This is a genomic window from Mycobacterium sp. IS-836, assembly GCF_001954275.1.
GTDB lineage: Bacteria > Actinomycetota > Actinomycetes > Mycobacteriales > Mycobacteriaceae > Mycobacterium.
Genome location: NZ_MBEU01000087.1, coordinates 41,099 through 64,286 on the forward strand (window position 1 = coordinate 41,099; position 23,188 = coordinate 64,286).

The following is a 23,188-nucleotide window of genomic DNA, read 5'->3' on the forward strand; positions in this document are numbered from 1 at the left end:
ATGAGATTTCAGCTGTGGTGACCCGAATTGTGATCCTCGGCGGCGGCCCGGCCGGATACGAGGCTGCATTGGTTGCAGCCGCACGGGGTCCCGCCGTAGCCCGCGTCACCGTCGTCGATTCGGACGGGGTCGGCGGCGCCGCGGTGTTGTGCGACTGCGTGCCATCGAAGACATTTATCGCATCCACGGGGCTGCGGACTGAACTGCGACGGGCAACCCGCCTGGGTTTCGATATCGACATCGACGACGCCAAGGTCTGTGTGGCAGAAATCCACCAGCGGATCAAGTCGCTAGCCACCGAGCAATCAGTGGATATCACCGCCCAGCTCGTGAGCATGGGTGTCGAGTTGATGGCGGGCCGCGGCGAGCTGGTTGATGCGGCTCCCGGTCTGGCGTGTCACCGCGTCAAGGTGACTGCGCGCGACGGCAGCACCACGATCCGCGATGCCGATGTGGTGTTGATCGCCACCGGCGCGAGCCCCCGGATCCTGCCGTCGGCGCACCCCGATGGCGAGCGCATCCTGACTTGGCGACAGCTCTACAACCTCGACTCGCTGCCCGACCATCTCGTCGTCGTGGGTAGCGGGGTGACCGGCATCGAATTCGCAAATGCCTACACCGAACTGGGTGTGACCGTAACGGTAGTAGCGAGCCGCGACCGCGTGTTGCCGTGCGAGGACGCCGACGCCGCGCAGGTGCTCGAGGAATCGTTCGCCCAACGGGGCGTCAAACTGCTCAAAATGGCCCGTGCACAATCCGTAAGGCGCACCGACAACGGGGTGCTGGTGACAATGACCGACGGCCGCACCGTCGAGGGCAGCCATGCATTGATGTCACTTGGCTCAGTACCCAACACCGGCCGGTTGGGTCTACAGCGCGTGGGTATCGAACCCGAGCCCGGCAACTACATTGGCGTCGACCGGGTATCGCGGACACCGGTCGCGGGCATCTACGCTGCGGGGGACTGCACCGGCCTTCTGCCTTTAGCATCGGTTGCCGCGATGCAGGGCCGGATCGCGATGTATCACGCGCTCGGTGAAGCCGTTAATCCGCTCCGGTTGCACACCGTGGCGGCGACGGTGTTCACCCACCCCGAGCTCGCGTCGGTCGGCGTCTCGCAGTCCGCGATAGACGACGGCTCTATTCCGGCCCGCACGATCATGCTGCCGTTGAAAACCAATGCGCGGGCGAAAATGTCGGAGCTGCGTCATGGCTTTGTCAAACTATTTTGTCGGCAGGACAGCGGCGTGGTAATCGGCGGCGTCGTGGTCGCGCCGATCGCTTCGGAATTGATACTGCCGATCACTATGGCTGTTCAAAACCGGATCACCGTCGACGATTTGGCGCAGACGCTTGCGATCTACCCGTCGCTGTCCGGCTCGGTCACCGAGGCGGCGCGCCGGCTCATAGCCCGCGATGATCTGAACTGATGCACGGACTAATCAGGCTGACGAGGGCTGTGTGGTTCTGTTGGTGGTTGATGCCGCATCGCGTCGATCGACGAGCGATCGCTCTCGTCGGACTGCCTGTGGTCCTGTGGTGGCTGCAGCCGTGGAAGTTGTTGATCAGGGCTACCGCGGATGAAAGGCCGCCGCCAGGAGCACAGACCACCTGTTGTGGCGAATTTACCGGTCACACCCACCGAACCAGCGGAGTTGCACGCCTCATGACCGTGGGTGATGGGGCACAGATTCTGTGGCTGGAAAATCTGCGCACCACTTTGGGGCCTCGACTGCGCGTATGGCTTAGCGACACACCAGTCGACCACGCCAGGTTCCCATGGCGAAAGTTTGCACACAGCACCCACATAGACCTCGGCCGCTTGCGCGCCAATCGGGGTAACGCCGGTTACGCCGTGCCCAACGACGCCGACACCGACATGCTCAGCAGCGTTGTCCTATGGTGCGAGCGCTTCAGTGTGTCCTTCGGTGCGGCGCAATTGCACCCCGCGAGAGCATGATTCATCGCACGACACGGCTCAGCTGCTGAGGGTTCCCGAAGCATGCGACGGTCAGGGCGCGGGCAGCGCATCCGATGGTGCGGTAGCAGCTTGAGACTTATCACCCGGGTGAATCGTATTGAGGGGCGATGACAGATGGACCAGGGTCGGGCGATGCTCTCCACAGCTGTCTACCACGCCGCAATCCAGGACGCCGTGGCCACCAAGGGATACCACGACCTCGTGTAACCGATTCCAGACACCATGTGAATACCCGAATGCCAAACAGGAGATGAGATATGAAGGCGGTCCCACTTCACCGTCAACCGGAGGAGGCGGAATCGGCCAGCTCGGTGGTGATCGTCGGCAGCGGGTTCGCCGCTTTCGAATGCGCGCGGCGGCTGGCACGACGGTTAGACAAGGCGCGCGCCTCGGATGTCAAGGTGATCGTTGTTTCGCCGGTCGATTACCTGCAGTACACGCCATTGCTGGCGGACGTTGCCGGCGGGCTAGTCGACCCGCGGTTTGTCTGTGTTCCTTTGGCCGGAACGCTCAAGGGCGTGCAGGCGGTGCGCGGCCGGGTCGACAGCGTTGACTTCGACCGGCGTGTCCTCTCGTTCACCGATCCAGAGGGCCACATAGGGACGCTGTCATGGGATCGGCTGGTCTTAACACCCGGCTCGGTGACCCGGCTGTTCGATACGCCCGGTTTGGCCAAATACGCGCACGGGCTGAAGTCGACGGCCGAGGCGCTGTATTTGCGTGATCGTGTGATCGAGCAGTTGGAGCTGGCATGCGTCGACGAAAACAAAGCGCGTGCGGCCGCGCGACGCACGATTGTCGTTGTCGGTGCGTCGTACTCCGGTTCCGAATTGACGGCGCAGCTGCGTGCGCTCGCCGATGCGGCGGCGAAGCAGATGGGCTTCGATCGGGCTTTGGTGCGGTTTGTGCTACTGGACTTGGCCGACCATGTCATGCCCGAGCTGGGGCAGAAGCTCGGCGACGCGGCGATGCGTGTGCTGCGCTCTCGCGGAATCGAGGTCCGGCTGGGCACTACCCTCAAGGAGGTTCACGCCGATCATGTTGTGCTTACTGATGATTCGCGGATCGATACTTATACGTTAGCGTGGGTGGCTGGCGTGACCCCGTCACCAATGATCGCGACACTGGGATTGGAAACCGAGCGGGGCCGGCTGAAGGTGCAGACCGATCTGCAGGTACCAGGTCACCCTGACGTGTTTGCGGCTGGCGATGCCGCCGCCGTTCCAGACCTAACCCAGCCCGGCAAGATCGCGCCGCCCACCGCCCAGCACGCGATCCGACAAGGTAAGACGTTGGCCCACAACGTCGCCGCAAGTCTCGGCTACGGTGAGCGGAGGGACTACCGTCACAGCGACAAGGGTATGGTCGTCGATTTGGGTCCGCGCTACGCCGTAGCCAACCCGCTAGGCGTGCAGCTATCGGGCTATCCCGCCAAGATTGTCGCCCGCGCCTACCACATTTACGCGCTTCCGCGCCTCGTCAACCGCTGGGCGGTCGCACTCGCATATCTTACCGACGTCGTCTTCCCCCGCACGGTGTTGTCGATGGGATTCGCTTGCGATGCCGATACCCAATTCACGGCAAGCGAAGCCGTCCACCTGCCGAAGGCAGCAGGGGCAGAATGATATTCACGACACCATTGTCGTTCCGGCCAGCGCAATGCCTGGGCTGTTCCCCGCCGGAAAGCATATCGCGTGTTCGCTTGGGTGGGTCCGTCATCCTTGATCCCGACGGTCCTTCAGTCGGACATACAACGCTGGCTTTGTTGCAATGATCAGGACCACGAAACGGAGCACCAATGACTATCGCTAACAAAGGGTTCCGCGGGCGCCGCACTGAATCGGCCCGCGAGCTGCCACCCGGTCAACATCTGACCGCGGACTTTCCAGTCCTGCAGGCAGGACCGACTCCGCGGATCGATATCGACAATTGGCGGTTCACGATCCGCGACGAGCGTGGCGTCGAACACGTATGGACCTGGGCTCAACTCAAGCTATTGCCCAGCGAGCGGCTCACTGTCGACATTCACTGCGTCACCACGTGGTCCAAGCTGGATACCGCTTGGGAAGGCGTTTCGCTGGGCACGCTTTTCGAATCGGTTAACACCACAGCCGAATTCGCACTGGTCCGTTCCTACGGCGGCTACACCACCAACATCCCGGTGGCATCTTCTTGGTGGGAAGGCTTGGATCGTCTACGCCTACCAGGGCGCACCGCTTAACGCGGTCCACGGTGGCCCGGCGCGACTGCTGGTGCCGCATCTGTATTTTTGGAAGTCTGCGAAGTGGGTGCGATCCATTGAGCTGCGCGACAGCGACACACCCGGATTCTGGGAGCGTTTCGGTTATCACAGCTACGGTGACCCGTGGCGAGAACAACGCTACGCCGGAGATTGATCCGTGAACGATGGTTTGACAGCCAAGTTGCGGTGGCGGGTTGCGCGGGTGGTGAACTCAACGCCGGAGACCGAATCTGCGCAAACGATCGGGCTGGCCGTGGCGGGCTGGGGCGGCCACTTGGCCGGCCAGCACATTGATCTGAAGCTGACCGCTGAGGACGGGTACAGCGCACAACGCAGCTATTCGCTGAGCAGACCGGCCGACTGCGAGCGCATCGAACTCACCGTGCAGCGCATAGCCGACGGAGAGGTCTCGCCCTATCTCACGACAGTGCCCCCGGCGAGGAGATCGAACTTCGCGGACCCATCGGCGGCTGGTTCGTTTGGCGGCCGGCCGAGGAGGTGCGGATTCTGTTGATCGCTGGCGGGTCGGGCATTGTGCCGTTGATGGCGATGCTGCGCCAGCGGATATTAATGGGCAGCACCGACTTTCGGCTCGTCTACTCGGTGCGCAGTCCCGCCGACGTCTACTACGCCCAAGAGTTGGCACAGCTCGAGCGCGACTGTGACTGGTTGCAGGTCGCGTTGGTCTACACCCGGGCAGCCGACCAGCAGACCGGCCGGCCGCCCGGCCGGGTTGGCCACCGTGATCTCGCAGTGCCCGGGTGGACGCCCGACGACGCCTTGCGCGTCTACGTCTGCGGCCCAACGGGATTCGTGGAATCCGTGACGACAATGTTGATCGGACAGGGCCATTCGCCATCGGCCATCCGGACCGAGCGGTTCGGGCCGAGCGGCTAATGAGGAAGGAATGATGGCAGAAGCGACGCATTTCGACGGGAACGCCGCCGCGGGCGCCTTCGCGGACGTGCTCGGATGCGATGTGACCACCGCGACGCTGACTTGTGCGGGATGTGGTCGCGTCGGGGTCTTCGCCGAGACTCATGTCTATCACCGTGCCCCAGGCATCGTCGTGCGCTGCCCGGACTGCGACAACGTCGTGGCCCGGCTGGTGCGAACGCCGACCGATGTGTGGCTCGACTTGCGCGGGGCGCAGTATTGGCGTATCCCGATACCGGTTCAGTGATGGAGTCGCTCGACGAACTCGCTCGTCATGTCCGTACCGCTGATGTGGTGGACGCGATGGGGCGACTACATCAACATCGCTGCGATCTACTCGATCTGGTGAGTCCCACGCCCGGCCGCGTGCTTTTTGGGCCGGCTGTGACAGTCTCGTACTTCCCGAGTTGTCGAACCGCGCTGGCTCCCGAACGCTACAACTTCAAGCGGCTCTTCTATGAGGCTGTCGCTGATGGCGCTGAACGACGTGTCCTCGTGTTGGCGAGCAACGGATACACTGACACATCACTTGGCGGCGGAACGAAGCTGTCGCGTGTCCAAAACCATAGGCTTGCAGGCATTCTGACGGACGGTCGGCTTCGTGACTTCGCTGAGCTCTCACAATATGACCTAGCCATCTATTGCCGCGGCGAGGCAACGCGCTGGGGTGGTGACGTGGTCACCCCGTACGAGGCAAACCGCTCGGTAGTACTGGCGGGGGTGGGGATCCATCCGGGCGACTACATCTTCGCCGACCCCTCGGGCGCGGTCGCCATACCTGCCAACGAGGTGCGAAGCGTTCTCCAAGGCGCGTGCCAGATCATCATGGAGGACGCACAATCGGTCGCGGCCATCCGGAACGAAACGCCATTCACGTCGTCCGGGAACACTGAACACTGACGTGTTGGTGTGGCTTGACGCCCGACGCGAGTAACAGATACGTCGAGCACCAGTTTGTCTAGATGTAGTCGCGAAGCTCGCGGAGCAGGGCCGACTTTGAGCGGGTGTGGGGCTTTCGAGGACATCGGTGGTGAACGAAGCATCGCTCACGGTGATGGGCCGCGGTGGGATCATGAGGGGATCTTTCCTTTTCTGGCAATGGAATCTGATAGGGGAGAGTGCAGTTGGCTCAGCCAGCGCTGGGCATCGAGTGCGGCCGCACAGCCGCTGGCCGCCGCGGTGACTGCTTGGCGGTAGCGAGGGTCGATCAGGTCGCCGGCAGCGAATACGCCCTCGGCGGAGGTATGGGTCGTATCGCCTTTGGTCAGGATGTGGCCATCGGCATCCAGCTCGACGAGTCCTATCAAGAGATCTGAGCACGGCGCCTGGCCGACAGCGACGAAGACAGCGGCGACCTCGATGGTGGATTCGCCGCCGTGGCGCGTGTCGCATACGCGCACCCCGCTGACGTGTTGGCCACCGTTTACGGCCCGCACTTCGGTAGATGTCAGGATCGCGACGTTGGGATGTGCCTGCAGGCGGGCAACGGCGATGGCTGATGCCCGCAGTCGGTGACGATGGTGGATTACGGTAACGGATCGGGCCAGCTGCGCAAGGTGAAGCGCCTCTTCAACGGCACCGTCGCCGCCGCCGATGACGGCGACGTCACGTCCAGTGAACTCTGCGCCGTCGCGTTTGGCGCTGGTGCTTACGCCGCGGCCGAATAGATCGCGTTCGCCCGGCACGTTGAGGGGCCGGGGCGCCGAGCCCATGGCAAGGATCACGGTACGGCCGCGGTACTGGGCATCGCTCGTGCCGAGCGTCTTGGATTCGTCGCCGAGATCGAATCTGTCGACGTAGCCCGGACGTAACTCGGCGCCAAAGTCCTGGGCTTGTCGCCGCATCGCGTCAGCCAGCGCGGGCCCCGAGACGAATGGGCCGAACCCCGGGTAGTTGTCGACGTTCCCGGCGACCCCGAGGGCGCCGCCGGGCTCATGGCCTTCGATGACAAGGGTGTCCAGCCCGGCGCGAGCCGCGTAGATCGCCGCGGTATATCCGGCTGCGCCCGACCCGACGATGATGACATCACGAATCTGGGTTTTGCCGGCCATCAGTCAGCGGCGACACGCTGGCTCGACCGCCGACCGGCGCCGAGCGCACGCCGGATGACTGTTGCGGTGTGGGCCAGTTCTAGAGCGTCGTGTGGCAAAGGATGCCTGCCTTCCGTGTTGTCAGAGGTTGATGGCGTGGCCGGTCAGAGCGTGGAAGCATTCCTGCAGACCCTCGCCGAGCGTGGGGTGGGTGTGCACGTTGCGGGCCAGCTCGGCGGCGGTCAGGTCCCAGAGTTGGGCTGCGGTCAGTTCGGGGAGTAGCTCGCTGACTTCTGCACCGACGAGGTGGGCTCCGAGCAGCTCGCCGTGGGCAGCATCGGCGATGAGTTTCATAAAGCCGGCCCGTTCGCCCAGTCCGTGCGCTTTGGCGCTGGCCTGCATGGGAAACATGGCGACTCGGATATCGCGGCCGCTGGCGCGCGCCTGGTGTTCGGTGTAGCCGAAGCTGGCGATTTGCGGTTGGCAGAACGTCACGCGTGGCATCATGCGGTAGTCCAAGGGCATGGTCGCGGCGCCGGCGATGGTTTCGGCGGCGACGACTCCCTGGGCTGAGGCGACATGGGCGAGTTGCACTTTGGCGGTGACGTCGCCAATGGCGAAGATGTGGGGAGCCGAGGTGCGCATGTAGTCGTCGATGTCGATTGCCCCGCCTGTTGTAAGTTGCACGCCCACCGTGTCGAGGCCGAGGTTTTCGACGTTGGGGCAAAACCCGATACAGATGAACGCGCGGGCGGCGTCGGCCGACGTGGTGTGACCGTTGCGGTCAGTGTGGGTGACGGTGACATGGTCGCCATGATCGATCACCGAGTCCACCCGAGTGTTGGTCTGAATGGGAATGCCGCGGCGTCGATACTGGCGGGTCAGTTCCTTGGAGACGTCGGCGTCTTCGTTGGGTAGGGCGCGGTCGGCATACTCGAGGATCTGGACGTCGACGCCGTAGCTGTTGAGGATGTAGGCGAATTCCATGCCGATTCCGCCGGCGCCGATGATGATGATGGACTCGGGTAATGCTGCGTCGAGGATCTGCTGTTCGTAGGTCACGATGTTGTCGCTGAGAGTGACCCGGGGCAGCATCTTCACCCGCGAGCCGGTGGCGATTATGGCGTTGTCGAAGCGGAGGCTGGTGGTGCCGCCGTTACGTAGCTGTACGTCCAGCATGTGGGAGCCACTGAAGCGGCCGCGACCGTCGATTTCGGTGATCTTGTTTTTGCGCATCAGGTAGTGCACTCCGCGGACCCGGGCCTCGGCGACTTCGCGGCTGCGTGACACGGCACGGGTGTAGTCGAGGTGGATGTCACCGCTGATACCGAACTCGTCCGCCTGATGGGTCAGGATGGAGGCGATCTCGGCGTTGCGTAGCAAGGCTTTTGACGGAACGCACCCGGTGTTGAGGCAGACACCGCCCCAGTAACGTTCTTCGATGATCGCGACCGTCATGCCGAGTTGTGCCGCCCGAATGCCTGCGACGTATCCGCCCGAGCCGGCGCCCACGACCACGAGGTCATACTGGCGGCGGACTGGTGGGCTCATCGGGGCGACATCACGCGCGCCTCGTTCCATGGATTCGATGCGGTGCCTGGCGCTGTTGGGTCGCACCGATGGAGTCCGCCAACAGCCACAGGGCCAACCCCAGCAAGGCGATGTCTTTCATGAGGAATTCGCCATTGGCCGACAGGACGGGAAAGCCACCCGCGGTAGGTTCGCCAATCCCGGGCGTGCTGACCATAAAAGTCAGCGTGCCAAGTAAGAACGCCGTCGCCAACACACCGCCGATTACCGAGACCTTCGGATACCACGGCTTCAGGGCCAGCAATGCTGCGGTCACCAACTCGACCGTACCTAGCACCCGGCCGAACGCACTGATCGACATGATGTGATAGACCCAGCTCAAAAACGGGCTGTAGGCCACGAACGGCGAAACACCGTGGGATTCGTAGTAGGTGAATTTCATTGCGCCGAACCAGGCAAGGACGACAACCAGGCCATAGCGCGCGATGAGCGGTGCGGCTCCGATCGGTCGTAATACGCGTTTTGTCCGCCGACTGTCCTCGGTGGTCTCGCCCACGGCCATCTGACTCGTCTCCCTTCATTGAATTGCTTGGTCTTACGCCAGGTTCGTCAGTTCTGCACGCACAGTCGCTCGAACGGATTGTTCAACCCATGGCATTGACCATCGTTGCGAGTGACTTCAGCAACTACGAGCGTCCTGCCGGGCCGGGTGAGATGTCATCACCCTCGAGACCGGCTCACCCGGGTGAAGACCCACTGGCGGCGGTTAGGGCCGCGTCCGAGATGCGTTCTCAGGCACGATGATTCGTGACCGGCCACATCTGCCGGGGCACCGGAAGGCGAATTACAAAAGGCCGAGTTCTCGCGCCCGGCTGACCGCCGCGCCGCGGTGCTCAACTTGGAGCTTGCGGTACACGGCGCGCTGGTGGGTCTTCACGGTGTTAAGCGATACGTATAGCCGCGCACCGATCTCACGTCGCGATAACCGGGTAGCGAGCAGGCGAAGAACCTCAAGCTCCTTGGGAGTCAACTCCTCACCGACTGCGCACCCCTCGTTGCGCGAAGTCACTGCGACGCTGGCGCTCCGTCGGGGCCAAGCAAGCACCGTCGAGACGATGCCAGCGTCCGGGCAGCCGCGCGCCAGGGTGCCGACCTCTTCGAGGATGGCCTTTGCGGTTTGGTGGTCGCCGACCTGCTCGAAGATCTCCGCTCTGACCCACAGCGTCTTGACCACCTCGAGGATCGCTCCGCCTTGGCGGGCCGACATGACGGCCATGTCGGCCGCGGCCGCAGCTGCATCCCCGTCACCGCGCATAGTGAGGAGTTCGGCCGTGGCAAGCGACACCATCACGCCCACAAGGTGTTCCGCATCCGTCAAGTCGCGGGAGCTGCCGGACGCCCGGCGGATTTGGCGTTCGGCATCTGCGATGTGACCCTGTTCGGCCGAAATTAGCGCCAGATAGCCCAACGCGTCGATGCGGGTGCGACGATCGCCCGCCTTCGCGGCCAACTGCACGGCACGTCGGAAGGCGGCTTGCGCCTCGTCGGTACTGCCCGAAAAGTACAGCGCGGATCCATAGATGCAGTAGGCGCTTGGTCGGCCGAGCGGCGCGTCGCCGAGATCGAGGGTGATTGCCCGGTGAGCCGTCTCAAGCGCCGCGGCGACTCCAGCCGTCTTGAACGAGTGAACGGCGCGCAACACGATAACTTGAGCGCGGATGGCGCCATCGTCTGCAGTGTCGGCTGCGGATCGGGTCTCGACTGCCTCGATCCACTCGGCGGCCTCGTCGAGTTGACCAACGCTTAGGGCGATCCAGGCGCGGGCCACGCTCAGTCGCGGATCCTGCAGAACGGTCTCCTCGGGTAGTAGATCAAGGTAGCCGGAGACGGTCGACGCGCCGCCCCCGTTGAATTCGTCGACCCAGTCCGCGGCGATCAGATCAGCGCTGCGGGCGATGTCACCGCCGGCGACCAGGTGGCGCACCGCCTCATCGATGAGGCCCTCGGCCTCGAACCAGGTGGCGGCTCGTCGGTGCAGATCAGCGATCAGATCGGGGTCGGTGCGACGCAGCTCGGTGCGCAGCAACTCTCCGAACAGCTGGTGATAGCGATACCAGTGACGCGACGTGTCCAGTGGCACTACAAACAGGTTTTCGCGTTCGATCTTCTCCAGGACCGAGGCCGAGCCGGAAGTTTCCAGCATCGCATCGCAGAGCGCACCGCTGAGTCGTCCCAAGACCGAGGTGCGTAGCAAAAAGCTGCGCAGGTCCGGTGGCTGACCGTCGAGCACCTCGGCCATCAAATAGTCGACGATATGACGGTTATCGCCCGCGAACGTCCTCATGAACGCGGCGGTGTCGGTACGCCTCGCAAGCGAGAGGGCGGCAAGGTAGAGGCCGGCAGCCCACCCTTCGGTGCGTCGGTGCAATAGCTGAATATCTGCATCAGTCAAGTCCAGCCCGAGGACATCGTTGAGCAGATGGCCCGCCTCAATAGCCCCGAAACGTAAGTCGTCTGTTCGCAGCTCGGCAAGCTCGCCGCTGGCCCTCAGGCGCGCCAACGGCAACATCGGATCCGATCGGGTGGCCAACACCAGGTGAAGATTCGCTGGCAACCGGCTGATGAAGAATGCCAGCTGCTCATGAACCGCTCGACTTACCACCAGGTTGTAGTCATCAAGAATGAGCACCATCGGGCTGGCGATCGTGTCCAGATCATTCAGCAGGGTTGGCAAAACGACCTGCACCGGGTCGGCGCCCATGCCGAGGAGTTCGACCGCACGGATCCCCACCCCGGGACTGATCTTCTGCAGCGCGGCGACCACGTACATCCAAAACCACACCGGGTCGTTGTCAGAGGAATCAAGCGACAGCCAGCCGAATCGCTGGTCCTCGTCCGCACCCAGGGCCCACTGCGCCAGCAATGTCGTCTTGCCCCAGCCCGCCGGCGCACTCAGTAGGGTCAGCTTGCAGCGTCCCGCCGACAGTACGTCGAGTAAGGCGGCCCGGTGAACAAGCTGGGCCCCGATGGCTGGGACGTGCAGCTTGGTGGCGAGCAGAACTGCTCGCGCAGCGGCTTCTCCGACGCCGTTGTCGCCGCGTCGATTTGCGCCCGTCAAGCCCGAACTCCGCGAACCCAGCCGCCGGGCGGGAACGCTCGGCGTTGACGCGCCATCGCTGGGCGCTGGCGTCTCGGCATCGCAGTTGTTTTCTGCAGGGTCGGGCGGGCTCGTTCCGCCCGGCAATCGCGGTGACGCTATTGAATCAGATGCGTTCTCCGCGATTACCTCCGGCACACGCGGTCGGTGGCCGTTTGAGCTGGCAGGCCCGCGGCCCGCCGTCGGCCTAATGATTTTCTCCTGAGCCGCGCTCACGCTGTGCCCGCTCACCGTATTTCTCCTCTTTCCCGTCGATGGGATGACTCCTACAACTCATGACACCGCGGCGCGCGGATGGTGACCGTCTCAACATGAGGTGAGTGAACGTCTCAAAGTGAGACGCCGTAGGGATGCCAGCGAGTGGCCAGTCGCTCTCTTCGTGTGGTTCACGGTTGGCGGTTCACCAACACGTACCCGCCGACGCCGAACACCACCGGGATCATCATCAACATTCCCAACAATGTGCTCATCATCGTTTTCTCAATTCGCTTTGTCGTTGCTCTCCGGCGCCGGTGCCTGGTTGAGGGGCGGCGGTCGCGGCGATCCGGAGCTCAATGACTACGTTCGCAGTGCGGGCGGCGCCGGCACCATCGCCCAATGGGTGATCTTTAGCGCTGGGTGGGTGTATACCTAGTGGCCTTGATATTTGACGAACTGGTCAATACGAGTGGCCGCATGCGTTGCGATCACGCCGTTCCCGCGGTCGTAAGCGTGCCCAAATGCGCAGGAAATCTCATTCGAGAGATGAATGCGTGGGCACTTGCCAATGACTGTTGAGGGCAGAGCAGATCGCAGCGAGTGACATGATCAGAGTCGTTGCCGGCCAAGAATTCTCGTTTAGAAGAACACGACCAACGAAAGAAACGGTGCGAATCTCGTGAGATCCACGGAGCCAGCATGGTATTCGGCGGGCTGGGACGCGCTCACCGCAGCCCCAGCCCGCCGAACGGTCAGGTCGCAGCCGCGAGAGCCGGGCCGGCGGCGGCGATAGCGGAGCTGATGGCTCCGGTGACCACCTGCGGGACTTCATGCAAGAGCGTGTGCCCTGCGGCCGGCCGGTGGATGAGCATCGCGTCGGGAATACCGGCGGCCAGCTTGTGGGCATGCCACATCGGTGTGAGCTTGTCCGCTCCTCCACTGATGATGGTTGTCTTGGCCGTGATAGAGCTGAGGATCTGTGAGCAGTCGTAGTCTTTTAAACCGCGCAGGAAACCGACTTTGGTCGTCGACGGGGTGGCGGTGATGGCAGCCGCGGACCTAGCTACCGAATTGGGGGCGGCTTCACGGTATCCGCCATGTCTAGTCAGTGCCGCGCACACCGCTCGGGCGAGGAATTGAACTATCTCATCTGTACCCGCACGAGGCATGCGGCGGACGAGGTGGTAGAGCACGCTTGTCGCGGGGGTGTTCAGCAGCCGGCCGAGGCCGTGCGAGCCGAGATTTCCCGCAGCGGTCGCGACGAGAATAAGGCTCTCCGGCTCAACGGGACGCGCGCTGGCCGGCCGGCGAAGATAGGCCAAGGCCGTCATGCCGCCCATCGAGTGCCCTACCAGAGTGAGCGGGCCCGTAACGCCAAGCGCGACCAGCAATTCGGCGAGGTCGCCGGCGAGTCGGTCGATCCGATAAGTGTGCATTGACGCATTGCCAGAGTCGCCGTGACCGCGGTGGTCGTAACTGATGATCCGGATGTTGTTGCCCCAGTGACCGGTCAGCTGCGTCATCTGGATGTTCCAGGACTCTTTGTTCGAGCAGAAGCCGTGGAGAAGTACGACTGTATGGCCAGCGGCGAGAGGTCCCGCGTCACGAACCGACAGCGGGACGCCATCGCTCGTGGTGACTATGCGGTTGCAGACCCGCGTTCGGCATGCGCCAGGTATTCTCCTGTGACTGCATCGCGTTGGCGACGTCGGTGGCGTCATCGCATTGTTACCAGGCATAGCCATCGAGATCTAAAGTCTTGCTTGCTGTTTCGGCGAGCGCGGTGACGCGACCGGCGGTCATCGGGATACCATTACGTACCCGGCGACACCGAACGCGACTGGTACCATCGCCAGCATTCCAAGCGCCGCATTCAACATCGTTAGCTCTTTTCCTTGTGCGCTCACCGGCACGGTGTGGTCTGGCTGGGCCGTCGCTTTGGGTGAGAACGTGATTAGTTGTCGAGTACTACGGTCGTCGGACGGGCAGTGGAAAACCATCGCCCGAGGATTGATGTTTAGGGGCGGATAGGTCTAGCACTAGGCCGACGCGGGGAGCCGTCGCGGTGGAAACCGCACAGCCGACAGTCCAAAGTCACGGACTGAGACGACAGGCCCGAACACTCCCGAGAGATTCGACGACCAAGCCGAACCCGGCATGAGACCAGCGGCATAATCGCGAAGCTTGATCGCACTCGGGAGCGGTCGCCCAATGTGAATTAGGCCGCTCGTGTTAGAGCGTGATTGATTGTCTGACTACTAGTCTCGCAACTGAATTCACTCATAACGTCGGCTGGCCATCAAGATGGCCAACAGCCTTTACCAAAGTGGGTCGGCGGTTATCTGTAGCCATACCTTGAATTCCATTTGCGTGCGGCGTTTTTGCGCCCGTTTGGCACGCAGTCGTTGGATCATGGTTACTCGTTCGCCATTGCCGGCTCGTCGCACCCGCGCGTCGGTATCGACAGTGCGGCTTTCTGATCCGGCGATCGGGTCGCGCCAGCTTGCGGTCATCGCGACACCATCGCGTGGCGGGCAGCCCAGAAGGTCACCGGCAGCATTTCCAGCATTCCGTTGGCTGCGTTCAGCATTGTCCTCCCTTCCGTTGCGCGCTCACTGGCGGGTTTATGGCTGCGCCGCGACCGTCGCGGGTGAGTACGCGATTAGTCCTCGACTCCTACGGTCGTCGTGCGGGCAGCGCAAAACCATCGCCCATGGGTTGATGTTTAGGGCCGGATGGATGCAGTACTAGGCGGCCTCGTATCTGACGTGTCAGTCAATCACGGCTGCGCATGAGCTGCGCCAGCTGGGCGCGGGAGGCAATGCCGAGCTTGGCAAATGCGTTGTGGACGTGGGTCTTTACCGTGTGGGGGGAGAGGTGTAGATGGGTGGCGACGTCGCGGTTGGTCGCGCCCTGTGCGATGAGGTTGACGACCTTGAGTTCGGAGTCGGTGAGGCTGTCCCAGCCAGTTTTCGCCCGCGGCTGGGCGACAATGCGCCGTTCGACGCCTAGTCGGCGCAGTGCGCGGCCGACCCGGCGGGCATCGGCAATCGCTCCGCACTCGATGTAGGTGTCGAATGCCGCGTTCAGTTGATCGAGCGCCTCAGGGTTGCGCCGTGCGCGAGCCAGCTCGCCGCCGGCATCCTCGGCAGCGCCTGCGTAGAGAAGCGGCCGCGAAGACGAACGAAGCACGTCCGCAGCAGCCCCCAATACTGCGGCGTCACGACCGAGTATGCCGCGGGCGTATCCGGCAACCCCTGAAAACAGTGCCACCGCAGGCTGCTCGCACTCCAGCATCTCCGTGGCCTGCAGGACCCGTGCGCGCAAGCCGGCGTCACCGGCGGCCGAGGCCACTCGCGCACTCAAGATCAGCCGATCGAAGGCATAGACCTGCAGTGGTGTTCCGAGTAGGGCGATGTCGCTGCCGAGCCAACGCACCGCTTCGTGGACGTCGTCGCGCTGCCACGCCGCCAGCGCTAGCACATACGCCGCTCCTCGACGGATGGCAGGTGAACCGGTGGAGTAGGCCTCGTCTGCGTAATTAGCCATCTGCTGCAACACGTTTCGGTCATCCGTGCGCGCAGCCACCGAGGCCATGATCACGATGCGCAGCAGGTCCGGCTCGCTCACGCCTGTCGGCTGTGGGTGTGGCAGGGGCTCAGCTGCGTCTCGAGCGGCCGACAACCGGCCCGCAGCGAGGTGAACAATCCCACCGATGACGGTCCACATATTGAGGACCATGGCGTTGCCTTCCCGGCGCGCCTGCGCTGCGCCGTCGGCGATCCCGGTCGCCGCGTCGTCCAACCGGCCGAACACTGCCAGCAGGATTGCGTAGTACATCGCGGCATAGTGATGCGCCAAGGCTGCATCGTTCATGTAGCCGAGTGAGGAAAGCTGTTCGAGGCGGCCTAGGGCGCGGGCCCTGTTCCCCTCACCAATGTCGAGCAAAGCGAGGGTGACCTCGGCCATGATCGTGGCCTCGAGATCACCGGTGGCGGCCGCGGCGGCGGCAGCCTCGTCGGCTGCCGTGCGCTGTTGCCCTCTTTTGTCCTGCAGCACAAGGTTGTAGGCCAGCCACGCCAGATGCCGCGCCCGGGTGACCTCGCTGATGTCGCGCAACTCGAGCGCTCGGCGATTCTCCTCCGCCCGCCACTGGGTGCTGTGCTTGGTGTGCGCCGGGAGCCGGAGGCGGATCTCGGCCTCGACTTCAGGCGAGACCGCCTCCGCGAGCGCCACGTCGGCCAATTCTTGGGCCTCGCTGTGGCGGCCGGCTCGGTTGAGCCACTCCACCGTTTCCGCGACCAGGGATCCACGCTCGGCGTCGTCGGCGGGCAACAGCTCCAATGCGCGCGTGGTCAAGTCCGCGGCCGCGCTCGCATCGCCGCGGCCGACCGATTGGGCGGCTTGCCGTAGCGCCTCGATCGCCTCCCGGTCTCCCGGCTCGGCGCTGCGTGCCAGCTGAGTGGCCACCTCGGCCGGCGTTGCGCCGATACTCAACATGACCGACGCCGACTGGCGTTCCATCGCCCGCCGCAGCGACTGTGGCAATGACTGGCGAGTGGCCTCGCGCAGCAAGTCGTGCCGAAACCTCAGCTGCTCACCGTCTTCGACGAATAGATCCGCGCGTACCGCCTCCTCCAGCGCCGACAGCAAGGAGACCGGCTGGCAGTCCAGCATCGCGGCCAGCAAGCCTGCCGAGAATCGGTCCGGCAGAACTCCGGCCACCCGCACCACCTCCGAAGCACTTTCGGAGAGCAGGTCCAGTCGCTGCTGCATACCGAGGCCTAGCCGGCGCGGCAGCGTATTTCCGGTTGCCATCACCCGCCCGCCGCTGGCGTTCAGTCGGTCTTCCTCGGCCAGACCCTGCACAAGCTCGCTGACCAGGAACGGATTGCCGTGCGCTTTGGCAGCCAGATTCAATAGAGATTCATCCGCTGTCGCCCGCACCGCGTCGCAGACCATTTCGGCGACCGAGTCCGGCGTCATGGCCGCCAATCGCAAAAATATGGCATTCGCGCGTTGCAGCACCGACAACGTCTCTTGCACTGCCGGCCCGCCGGCCCCGGTGCGGGCGGTCAACACCCACAGCACCGGCGCACCCGGCCGTGCGGTGGCTAGCGACCGCAGCGCCAACAGCGTGCCGTTATCGGCCCAGTGAACGTCCTCCAACATGATCGCCAACGGCGTTTCCGCGGCCGCGGCGTGAATCGCGTCGGCCAAATCGTGCACCACCCAGTAGCGCAGATCGGCCGAGCCGCCCAGCCGGCGCAACGCCTCGGCGTCTCCCACCGGGGGATCGGCGTTCAACGTGGCCATGAATAGCGAGAAAAACGGCACCGTCTGCTGATACTCGAAGGCCTCCCCGAACAAGGTGCGCACCCCGGACTTGTCGCAAAGTGCCAAGACCTCGGTGAGGATCCGACTCTTCCCGATGCCCGGCGGGCCTTCGACAACTAGAACGCCTCCGCGCCCCTGGGCCAGGGCGGTAACCAGCGCGGCGATCATTTTCAGTTCGTCTGCCCGCCCTCGAATCGGCGGGGTGACCAGGCGTTGGCCGCCGGCATCAAATAGGCCGGTTGGAGGCCCCATCGGGTGTCCCTGTCTAGCGGTTAATTACCGGACTGCCGTTGCACTGCACGTCATTGTAGGCCGTGCACGTCATCCACCGAGATTTGCTGTCGATTAATCGGCGCCCGGAATCACCTGTGCCAATTGAGCGCGGGAAGTGATGCCGAGCTTGGCAAATGCGTTGTGGACGTGGGTCTTTACCGTGTGGGGGGAGAGGTGCAGTTCGGTGGCTACGTCGCGGTTGGTCGCGCCCTGGGCGATGAGGTTGACGACCTTGAGCTCAGAGTCGGTGAGGCTGGCCCAGCCCGTCTTTGCCCGCGGCTGGGCGACAATGCGCCGTTCGACGCCTAGTCGGCGCAGTGCGCGGCCGACCCGGCGGGCATCGGCAACCGCTTCGCACTCGACGTAGGCGTCGAATGCCGCGTTCAGATGGTCGAGCGCCTCAGCGTTGCGCTGCGCGCGACTCAGCTCGCCGCCGGCGTCCTCCGCAGCGCTCGCGTACAGAAGCGGCCGCTGCGACGGCTGAAGCAACTCCGCGGCAGCTACCAATGCCTGGGTGTCACGCGCGAGGATCCCGCGGATGTTTTGGGCGACGTTGGCGAACAACCGAACCGTGGGCCGCTCGCGTTCGAGCATGTCAACGGCGTCCAGGAGACGCGCTCGCAGGCCGGCATCACCGGCCGCCGACGCTACCCGTGCGGTCAACGTCAGCTGATCCAACACGGTCGGCAAGAACGGTGTCACGAGCAGCGGGATATCGCTGCCGAGCCAGCGCACCGCTTCATGAACGTCGTCGCGCTGCCACGCCGCTAGCCCAAGCGCGCACGCCGCCCCGCGACGCACGGCAGGTGAACCATTGGAGTACGCATCGCGCGCTTCACTCATCGTCTCTAGCAACAACGTTCGGTCGTCGGTGCGCGCCGCCACCTCGGCCAGGGTGAACATGCGCATCGCGGTTACGAAGGTCGACCCCGATCGATCCGGCGTGGGCAGCCGCTCGGTGGCTGCGCGGGCAACCGACAACCGCCCCGCGGCCACCTGCACCACGCCCGTCGTCAACCCCCAGATGTGAAGCGCCATGCCGTCGCGTTCCTGCTGGGATTTCTCCGTGCAGTTCGCGACCACCGTCGCCGCATCCTCCAACCGTCCCACCACGGCAAGCAGGTTTGCCAGGTGGCATGCGGCGAGGTTATGAGCGGTCATGTCGCCCGCGGGGGTCAGCGCTTGCAGTTCCTCAACGCGGTGCAGCGCGCGGCCTCCGTACCCGTTCGCGCATTCGAGGCAGGCAAGCGCTACTCCGGACAGAATCCTAGACTCGAGATCGCCCGTGGTTGCGGCGGCGGCCACCGCCTCGTCTACAGCCGCGCTGTCCTGTCCGTGTAGGCCGTACATCGCCAGGTTGTAAGCCAGCCACGCCTGATGTCTTGCTCGGGTGACGTCGCTGAGTTGGGGCAACTGAAGTGCGCGGCGGTTGTCTTCGATGTGTCGCGTTGTCGTATCCGTGATTGGCGTCCGGAGCCGGAGAAGAATCTCGGCCTCTTCTTCGGGCGCGAGGGCGGCAGTCAGGGAAGTGCCGGCCAACCTTTCCGCCTCCTCGTAGCGTGTGGCTCGATTGAGCAGCACGATCGTTTCTGCCACGAGTGGCCCACGTCCCGGGTCCTGGGGCGGCTGGAGCTCCAAGGCGCGCTTGCTTAAATCGGACGCAGCGCTCGGATCGCTGTTGGCCACCGACTGTGCGGCTTCGCGGAGTGCGGCGATCGCGGCCTGATCGCCCACCTCAGCGCTGCGCGCGAGCTGGGTTGCGACCTCCTCGGGCGCCGCCCCCATATCCAGCATGATGGTCGCCGATTGCCGCTCCATCGCTCGGCGGAGCGACTGGGGCAAAGATTGCCGCGTCGCTTCGCGCAGCAGATCGTGACGAAACCTCATCTGATCACCGTCTTCGATGAGCAGGTCGGCACGGACGGCCTCTTCTACTGCCGATACCAGGGCGGCCGGTCGGCGTTCCAGCATCGCGGCGAGCAGCCGGGCCGAAAAGTGGTCAGGCAGCACTGCGGCTACCTGGACGACTTCGCTCGCAGCGTTGGAGAGCTGGTCGAGTCGTTGCTGCATTGTGTCGCTGAGCCGTCGTGGCAACGTGTCTCCGGTGGCGACCGCGCGGCCGCCGCTGACATCGAGCCGGCCGTCCTCGTCCAGGCCCCGTAGGAGCTCCGTTAGCAGGAACGGGTTGCCGTGGGCCTTGTCGGCGAGACTTAGGAGCGACGCATCCGCGTTGGCTCGCACGGCGTCTTGCACAATGTCGGCGACTGCGTCCGGCGGTATGGCCGGCAACCGGAGGAACCTGGCATCCTCGCGTTCCAGCGCGGTCAGCGTCTCGCGAACGGCCGGTCCGCCGGCGCCGGTTCGCGCGGTAAGCACCCACAACACCGGGACATCGGGCCGCATCGCGGCCAGCGACCGCAGCGCCAGCAGGGTGGCGTTATCAGCCCAGTGGACGTCCTCGAGGAGGATCGCCAACGGTATTCGAGACGCCGTCTCATGTATCGCGGCTTGCAGATCGCGCACCACCCAGTAGCGGAGATCGGCCGATGTGCCCATGCGGCGCAAGGCCTCCGCGTCCCCGACAGGGGGGTCCGCACGCAGGGTCGCCATGAATAGCGAGAAAAACGGCACCGTCTGCTGGTACTCGAACGCCTCGCCGAATAGTGTCCGAGCACCGACCTTTTCGGCGAGCGCCAAGACCTCGGTCAACAAGCGGCTCTTCCCGATGCCTGGCGGCCCCTCGATGACTAGCACGCCCCCGCGCCCCTCAGCGACCGCCGCGACCAGCTCGCCGATCACTTTCAGCTCGCCCGCCCGCCCACGAATCGGCGGTATGCGCACCTTCCCCGACGGCCTCGCGGTGCTCACGCGAACCGCCGCCCCCCGACGTGAAGTAGGCGGGCGGAAGACCTCCCCGTTGTGTTGTCCACAGTTTTCGCCAGTGTTAGCGCTGGTAGCCAGTGTAGGCGTGTTCCGCCGCCCCATTTGCTGTGAATTGCGTTCGACCACTTGTTGTGACGGACCCGGTGTGCGGGGATGACCCAACGGAACATACGACGAAGAACCCGCCGGCCTGACGCTCTTCGAGTCTCTGCCCGACGTCATGCCGCCGCCTGGACTTCCACCGACAGATAGTCGGCTATGCCGTGTGTTGTAGGCCAGTCACCGTCGCGCACCGCTCGGCTGAGCAACTCTACTAATGGACTGCAGGCACCCAACTCGGCCAGCCATGACGCTACCGTCGGCGCGATGTCACCTGCTTGGACGCGTACGGTACGGCCGTCGTGCAGGCGATCGGTCAGTTGATAGGTAGTCATTTCTCCATACCTTTCGCTGGATCATGTTGCCGTTGTCGCGCTGCATCGGGCGGGCTCGTGCCGAGATGGGCGGCATCGGATCGCCCGACAGCTGAGCCGCCGCTGCGTTCGATGCTGTGTTGCTGCCCCACTGTCACTCGTCCGTTCGTCCGATGTATTAGCTGACGTGACCCATATCACCGCTCCGGGCGTAGACTGAGCGTCTCAATCTGAGCAGGGCTGCGCGTCTCAATCTGAGACGCCGGTATTGGGGGCGGGTGCACCGCTCGGTTCGGGGAGCGAGGTCCATGCGTCGATGAGCTTGCGGGCCGACATCCAGACCGACGTTCGCCGGGTGAGGGAACGGTTCTTGTGCGAGGGGGCCTTGGAGGCGGAGACCGCTCGGGCCAAGTTCCTGTCAGTGGAGTCCCTTGATGCGGTGCGCTCACTCGGTGAGGACATCCTGCGGCCCAGTGTCCTCGACTCCTGGCGTCGATCGCAGGCCCTGCGCGTACACCCTGACCGGGTCGAGCTCCCGTATGTGCGTGAACCAAATACCGGCTCGCGGTTGGCGCGGGCGGCCGCGCCGGTGCTGCAGCGCGTCACCGATGACCTGGCTGCGCAAGCGGTCAGCATTGTCCTGACATCGACCGACGGGGTGGTGGTTGAACGGACCGCCGCAGAAGTGTCCATCCTCAACGCGTTGGACACGGTGAGTCTTGTACCGGGCTACAGCTTGGCCGAAGGCGTGGCGGGCACCAACGGGATTGGCACCGCACTGGAGACTGGGCGCCCCGCGTTTATCCGTGGTGGCGAGCACTACGTCGAAATGTTCACGGGTTTTTCGTGCGCGGGGGCGCCGATCCGAGATCCTATAACGCGTAGGGTAATCGGCGCCGTTAATTTGAGTTGCCTGGCCGACGAATCCTATCCGCTGTTACTCGCGTTGGCTACCAGCGCTGGTCGCCAAATTGAGGATCGCATGCGGGCGGTCTCTCATGAGGGTGAGACCGCGCTGCTGGAGGCGTATTTGCAGCAGGCACGGCGGTCTCCGAGAGGTGTGCTCGCGATTGGTGGCGATGTGGTGTTGATGAACCCGTATCTGCGTCGGGTACTGGACGGCAACGAGCAGACCGCGCTGGTCGAACACGCCTCGGATCTGCTCAGCTCCCCGCTGTCGGGCACGGCACTGGCTGTTCTGCCAAGCGGGCACGTCGCCAAAATCACTGCTGCCGACCGCTCGACGATGGGAGGCGGCCGGACCAATGTCGTTTTCCACGTTGATGTTTCGGCGGAGACCAGCTCGCACCCGTCTCAAATGGGCCACTCGGTGCACACCCAAATCCCTGGCCTCGCAGGTCGCGACAGCGCCTGGCTGCGCTGCTGCCAGCAGGTGCGGCAGTGCTGCCGCGACCGAGACTGGGTAATGCTCGAGGGAGAGAAGGGATCCGGCCGGGCACAGCTGGCCCAGGCGGTCGGGCGGGATGTGAAACCGGGCCGAACCGTTCGGGTGATGCGCGCCGCGACCTTTCCTAGCGCGACGCGTCTCGTCGCCGAGCTGGCGGCTGAGTCCAGCGATGAGGACTTCGCAGTGGTGATCGCCGACGTGGATGACATCGACAAGGACACACTCGAATCGATCACCGCGCTGCTGACCACGCGCGCAGGCCGGGGATGGGTTGCGGCGACGAAGAGTTCCGCACCTCCTTCAGCGTCGATCAACCAGTTACTGCCGCTGTTTACCCATACCGTCACGGTGCCGGCGCTGCGACACAGGATTGACGACCTCGAGGAATTGGTGCCGCTGTTGCTGCGCGAGATCACCCGCGGTGCTGATGTGGAGCTGTCGCCCGATGCTATGCGCCACCTCAGCAGGTTGCCATGGCCGGGCAACGTCTCGCAGCTGCGGCGGGTTCTCACTGAAACAGTTGCGCGCCAACGATCGGGCGTTATCAGCGTCGACAAGTTGCCCCCGGAGTGCCGCTCCATAACGCGGCGCAAGCTGACCCAAATGGAAGCCCTCGAGCGCGACGCGATTGTCCGGAGCCTGCAAGACAATGGCGGCAACAAGCAAGAGGCGGCCCGCGCCCTGGGAATGTCGCGGGCGACCATCTACCGCAAGATAAACGACTACGGCATCGCCTGACACCTCTACGCTCGTTAGCCCAAAAGCTTTCGCCACGACCGTCATAACGAAGGGCCCGCAGC

Annotated in this window: 15 protein-coding genes and 2 pseudogenes; 8 read left to right on the plus strand and 9 right to left on the minus strand. The window is 64.1% G+C overall.

What is annotated here, in order from left to right:
* The first annotated feature begins 14 nt into the window (after positions 1–14).
* The 7 genes and pseudogenes from A5747_RS23415 to A5747_RS23445 all read left to right on the plus strand — a co-directional run bounded on the left by A5747_RS23415 (position 15) and on the right by A5747_RS23445 (position 6,059).
* Positions 15–1,430: an NAD(P)H-quinone dehydrogenase gene (locus tag A5747_RS23415; protein ID WP_076057857.1), complete on the plus strand. Its 1,416-nt coding sequence runs from the start codon at positions 15–17 to the stop codon at positions 1,428–1,430.
* A 50-nt stretch (positions 1,431–1,480) separates the two neighbouring features.
* Positions 1,481–1,960: a DM13 domain-containing protein gene (locus tag A5747_RS25835; protein WP_076128820.1), complete on the plus strand. Its 480-nt coding sequence runs from the start codon at positions 1,481–1,483 to the stop codon at positions 1,958–1,960.
* 278 nt (positions 1,961–2,238) lie between these two features.
* Positions 2,239–3,606, plus strand: coding sequence for an NAD(P)/FAD-dependent oxidoreductase (locus A5747_RS23425; protein ID WP_076128761.1), 1,368 nt, complete (start codon positions 2,239–2,241; stop codon positions 3,604–3,606).
* Positions 3,607–3,779: 173 nt separating this feature from the next.
* Positions 3,780–4,377: pseudogene (locus A5747_RS23430) on the plus strand (molybdopterin-dependent oxidoreductase).
* A 3-nt stretch (positions 4,378–4,380) separates the two neighbouring features.
* A pseudogene (locus A5747_RS23435) lies at positions 4,381–5,120 on the plus strand (ferredoxin reductase).
* 10 nt (positions 5,121–5,130) lie between these two features.
* Entirely contained in the window at positions 5,131–5,406 is a 276-nt protein-coding gene (locus A5747_RS23440; protein WP_076128763.1) for a DUF6510 family protein, read from the plus strand.
* Positions 5,406–6,059 carry an RraA family protein gene (locus tag A5747_RS23445; RefSeq protein WP_076128766.1) on the plus strand — a complete coding sequence of 218 codons (654 nt, stop codon included), beginning with the start codon at positions 5,406–5,408 and terminating at the stop codon, positions 6,057–6,059. Before A5747_RS23440 ends, A5747_RS23445 begins: the two co-directional genes overlap by 1 nt.
* A 170-nt stretch (positions 6,060–6,229) precedes the next feature.
* Here A5747_RS23445 and A5747_RS23450 read toward each other — a convergent pair whose 3' ends face one another.
* From A5747_RS23450 to A5747_RS23485, 9 genes are all read right to left on the minus strand, one after another.
* Positions 6,230–7,210, minus strand: coding sequence for an NAD(P)/FAD-dependent oxidoreductase (locus A5747_RS23450; protein ID WP_076128768.1), 981 nt, complete (start codon positions 7,208–7,210; stop codon positions 6,230–6,232).
* A 120-nt stretch (positions 7,211–7,330) separates the two neighbouring features.
* The gene (gene lpdA, locus A5747_RS23455) at positions 7,331–8,740 is read right to left on the minus strand and encodes a dihydrolipoyl dehydrogenase (protein ID WP_076128821.1); all 1,410 of its coding nucleotides are present in this window, start codon (positions 8,738–8,740) and stop codon (positions 7,331–7,333) included.
* A gap of 10 nt (positions 8,741–8,750) precedes the next feature.
* The gene (locus A5747_RS23460; RefSeq protein WP_076128770.1) at positions 8,751–9,281 is read right to left on the minus strand and encodes a YkgB family protein; all 531 of its coding nucleotides are present in this window, start codon (positions 9,279–9,281) and stop codon (positions 8,751–8,753) included.
* A 282-nt stretch (positions 9,282–9,563) separates the two neighbouring features.
* On the minus strand, positions 9,564–11,837 hold the full coding sequence (locus A5747_RS23465) for a LuxR C-terminal-related transcriptional regulator (protein ID WP_076128772.1): 2,274 nt from the start codon (positions 11,835–11,837) through the stop codon (positions 9,564–9,566).
* Positions 11,838–12,826: 989 nt separating this feature from the next.
* On the minus strand, positions 12,827–13,819 hold the full coding sequence (locus A5747_RS23470; RefSeq protein WP_083700606.1) for an alpha/beta fold hydrolase: 993 nt from the start codon (positions 13,817–13,819) through the stop codon (positions 12,827–12,829).
* A 573-nt stretch (positions 13,820–14,392) separates the two neighbouring features.
* Positions 14,393–14,587 (minus strand): hypothetical protein, encoded by a 195-nt coding sequence (locus tag A5747_RS25000; RefSeq protein WP_142245710.1) that lies wholly within the window; start codon positions 14,585–14,587, stop codon positions 14,393–14,395.
* 262 nt (positions 14,588–14,849) lie between these two features.
* A complete protein-coding gene (locus A5747_RS23475; RefSeq protein ID WP_076128776.1) occupies positions 14,850–17,663 on the minus strand; it encodes a LuxR family transcriptional regulator in 2,814 nt (937 codons plus the stop codon).
* 93 nt (positions 17,664–17,756) lie between these two features.
* The gene (locus A5747_RS23480; protein ID WP_076128779.1) at positions 17,757–20,552 is read right to left on the minus strand and encodes a LuxR family transcriptional regulator; all 2,796 of its coding nucleotides are present in this window, start codon (positions 20,550–20,552) and stop codon (positions 17,757–17,759) included.
* Between the two features lie 233 nt (positions 20,553–20,785).
* Positions 20,786–21,001 (minus strand): hypothetical protein, encoded by a 216-nt coding sequence (locus A5747_RS23485; RefSeq protein WP_076128782.1) that lies wholly within the window; start codon positions 20,999–21,001, stop codon positions 20,786–20,788.
* 295 nt (positions 21,002–21,296) lie between these two features.
* Here A5747_RS23485 and A5747_RS23490 point away from each other — a divergent pair, with 295 nt between their 5' ends.
* Positions 21,297–23,126, plus strand: coding sequence for a sigma-54-dependent Fis family transcriptional regulator (locus tag A5747_RS23490; RefSeq protein WP_076128785.1), 1,830 nt, complete (start codon positions 21,297–21,299; stop codon positions 23,124–23,126).
* Positions 23,127–23,188 lie beyond the last annotated feature (62 nt).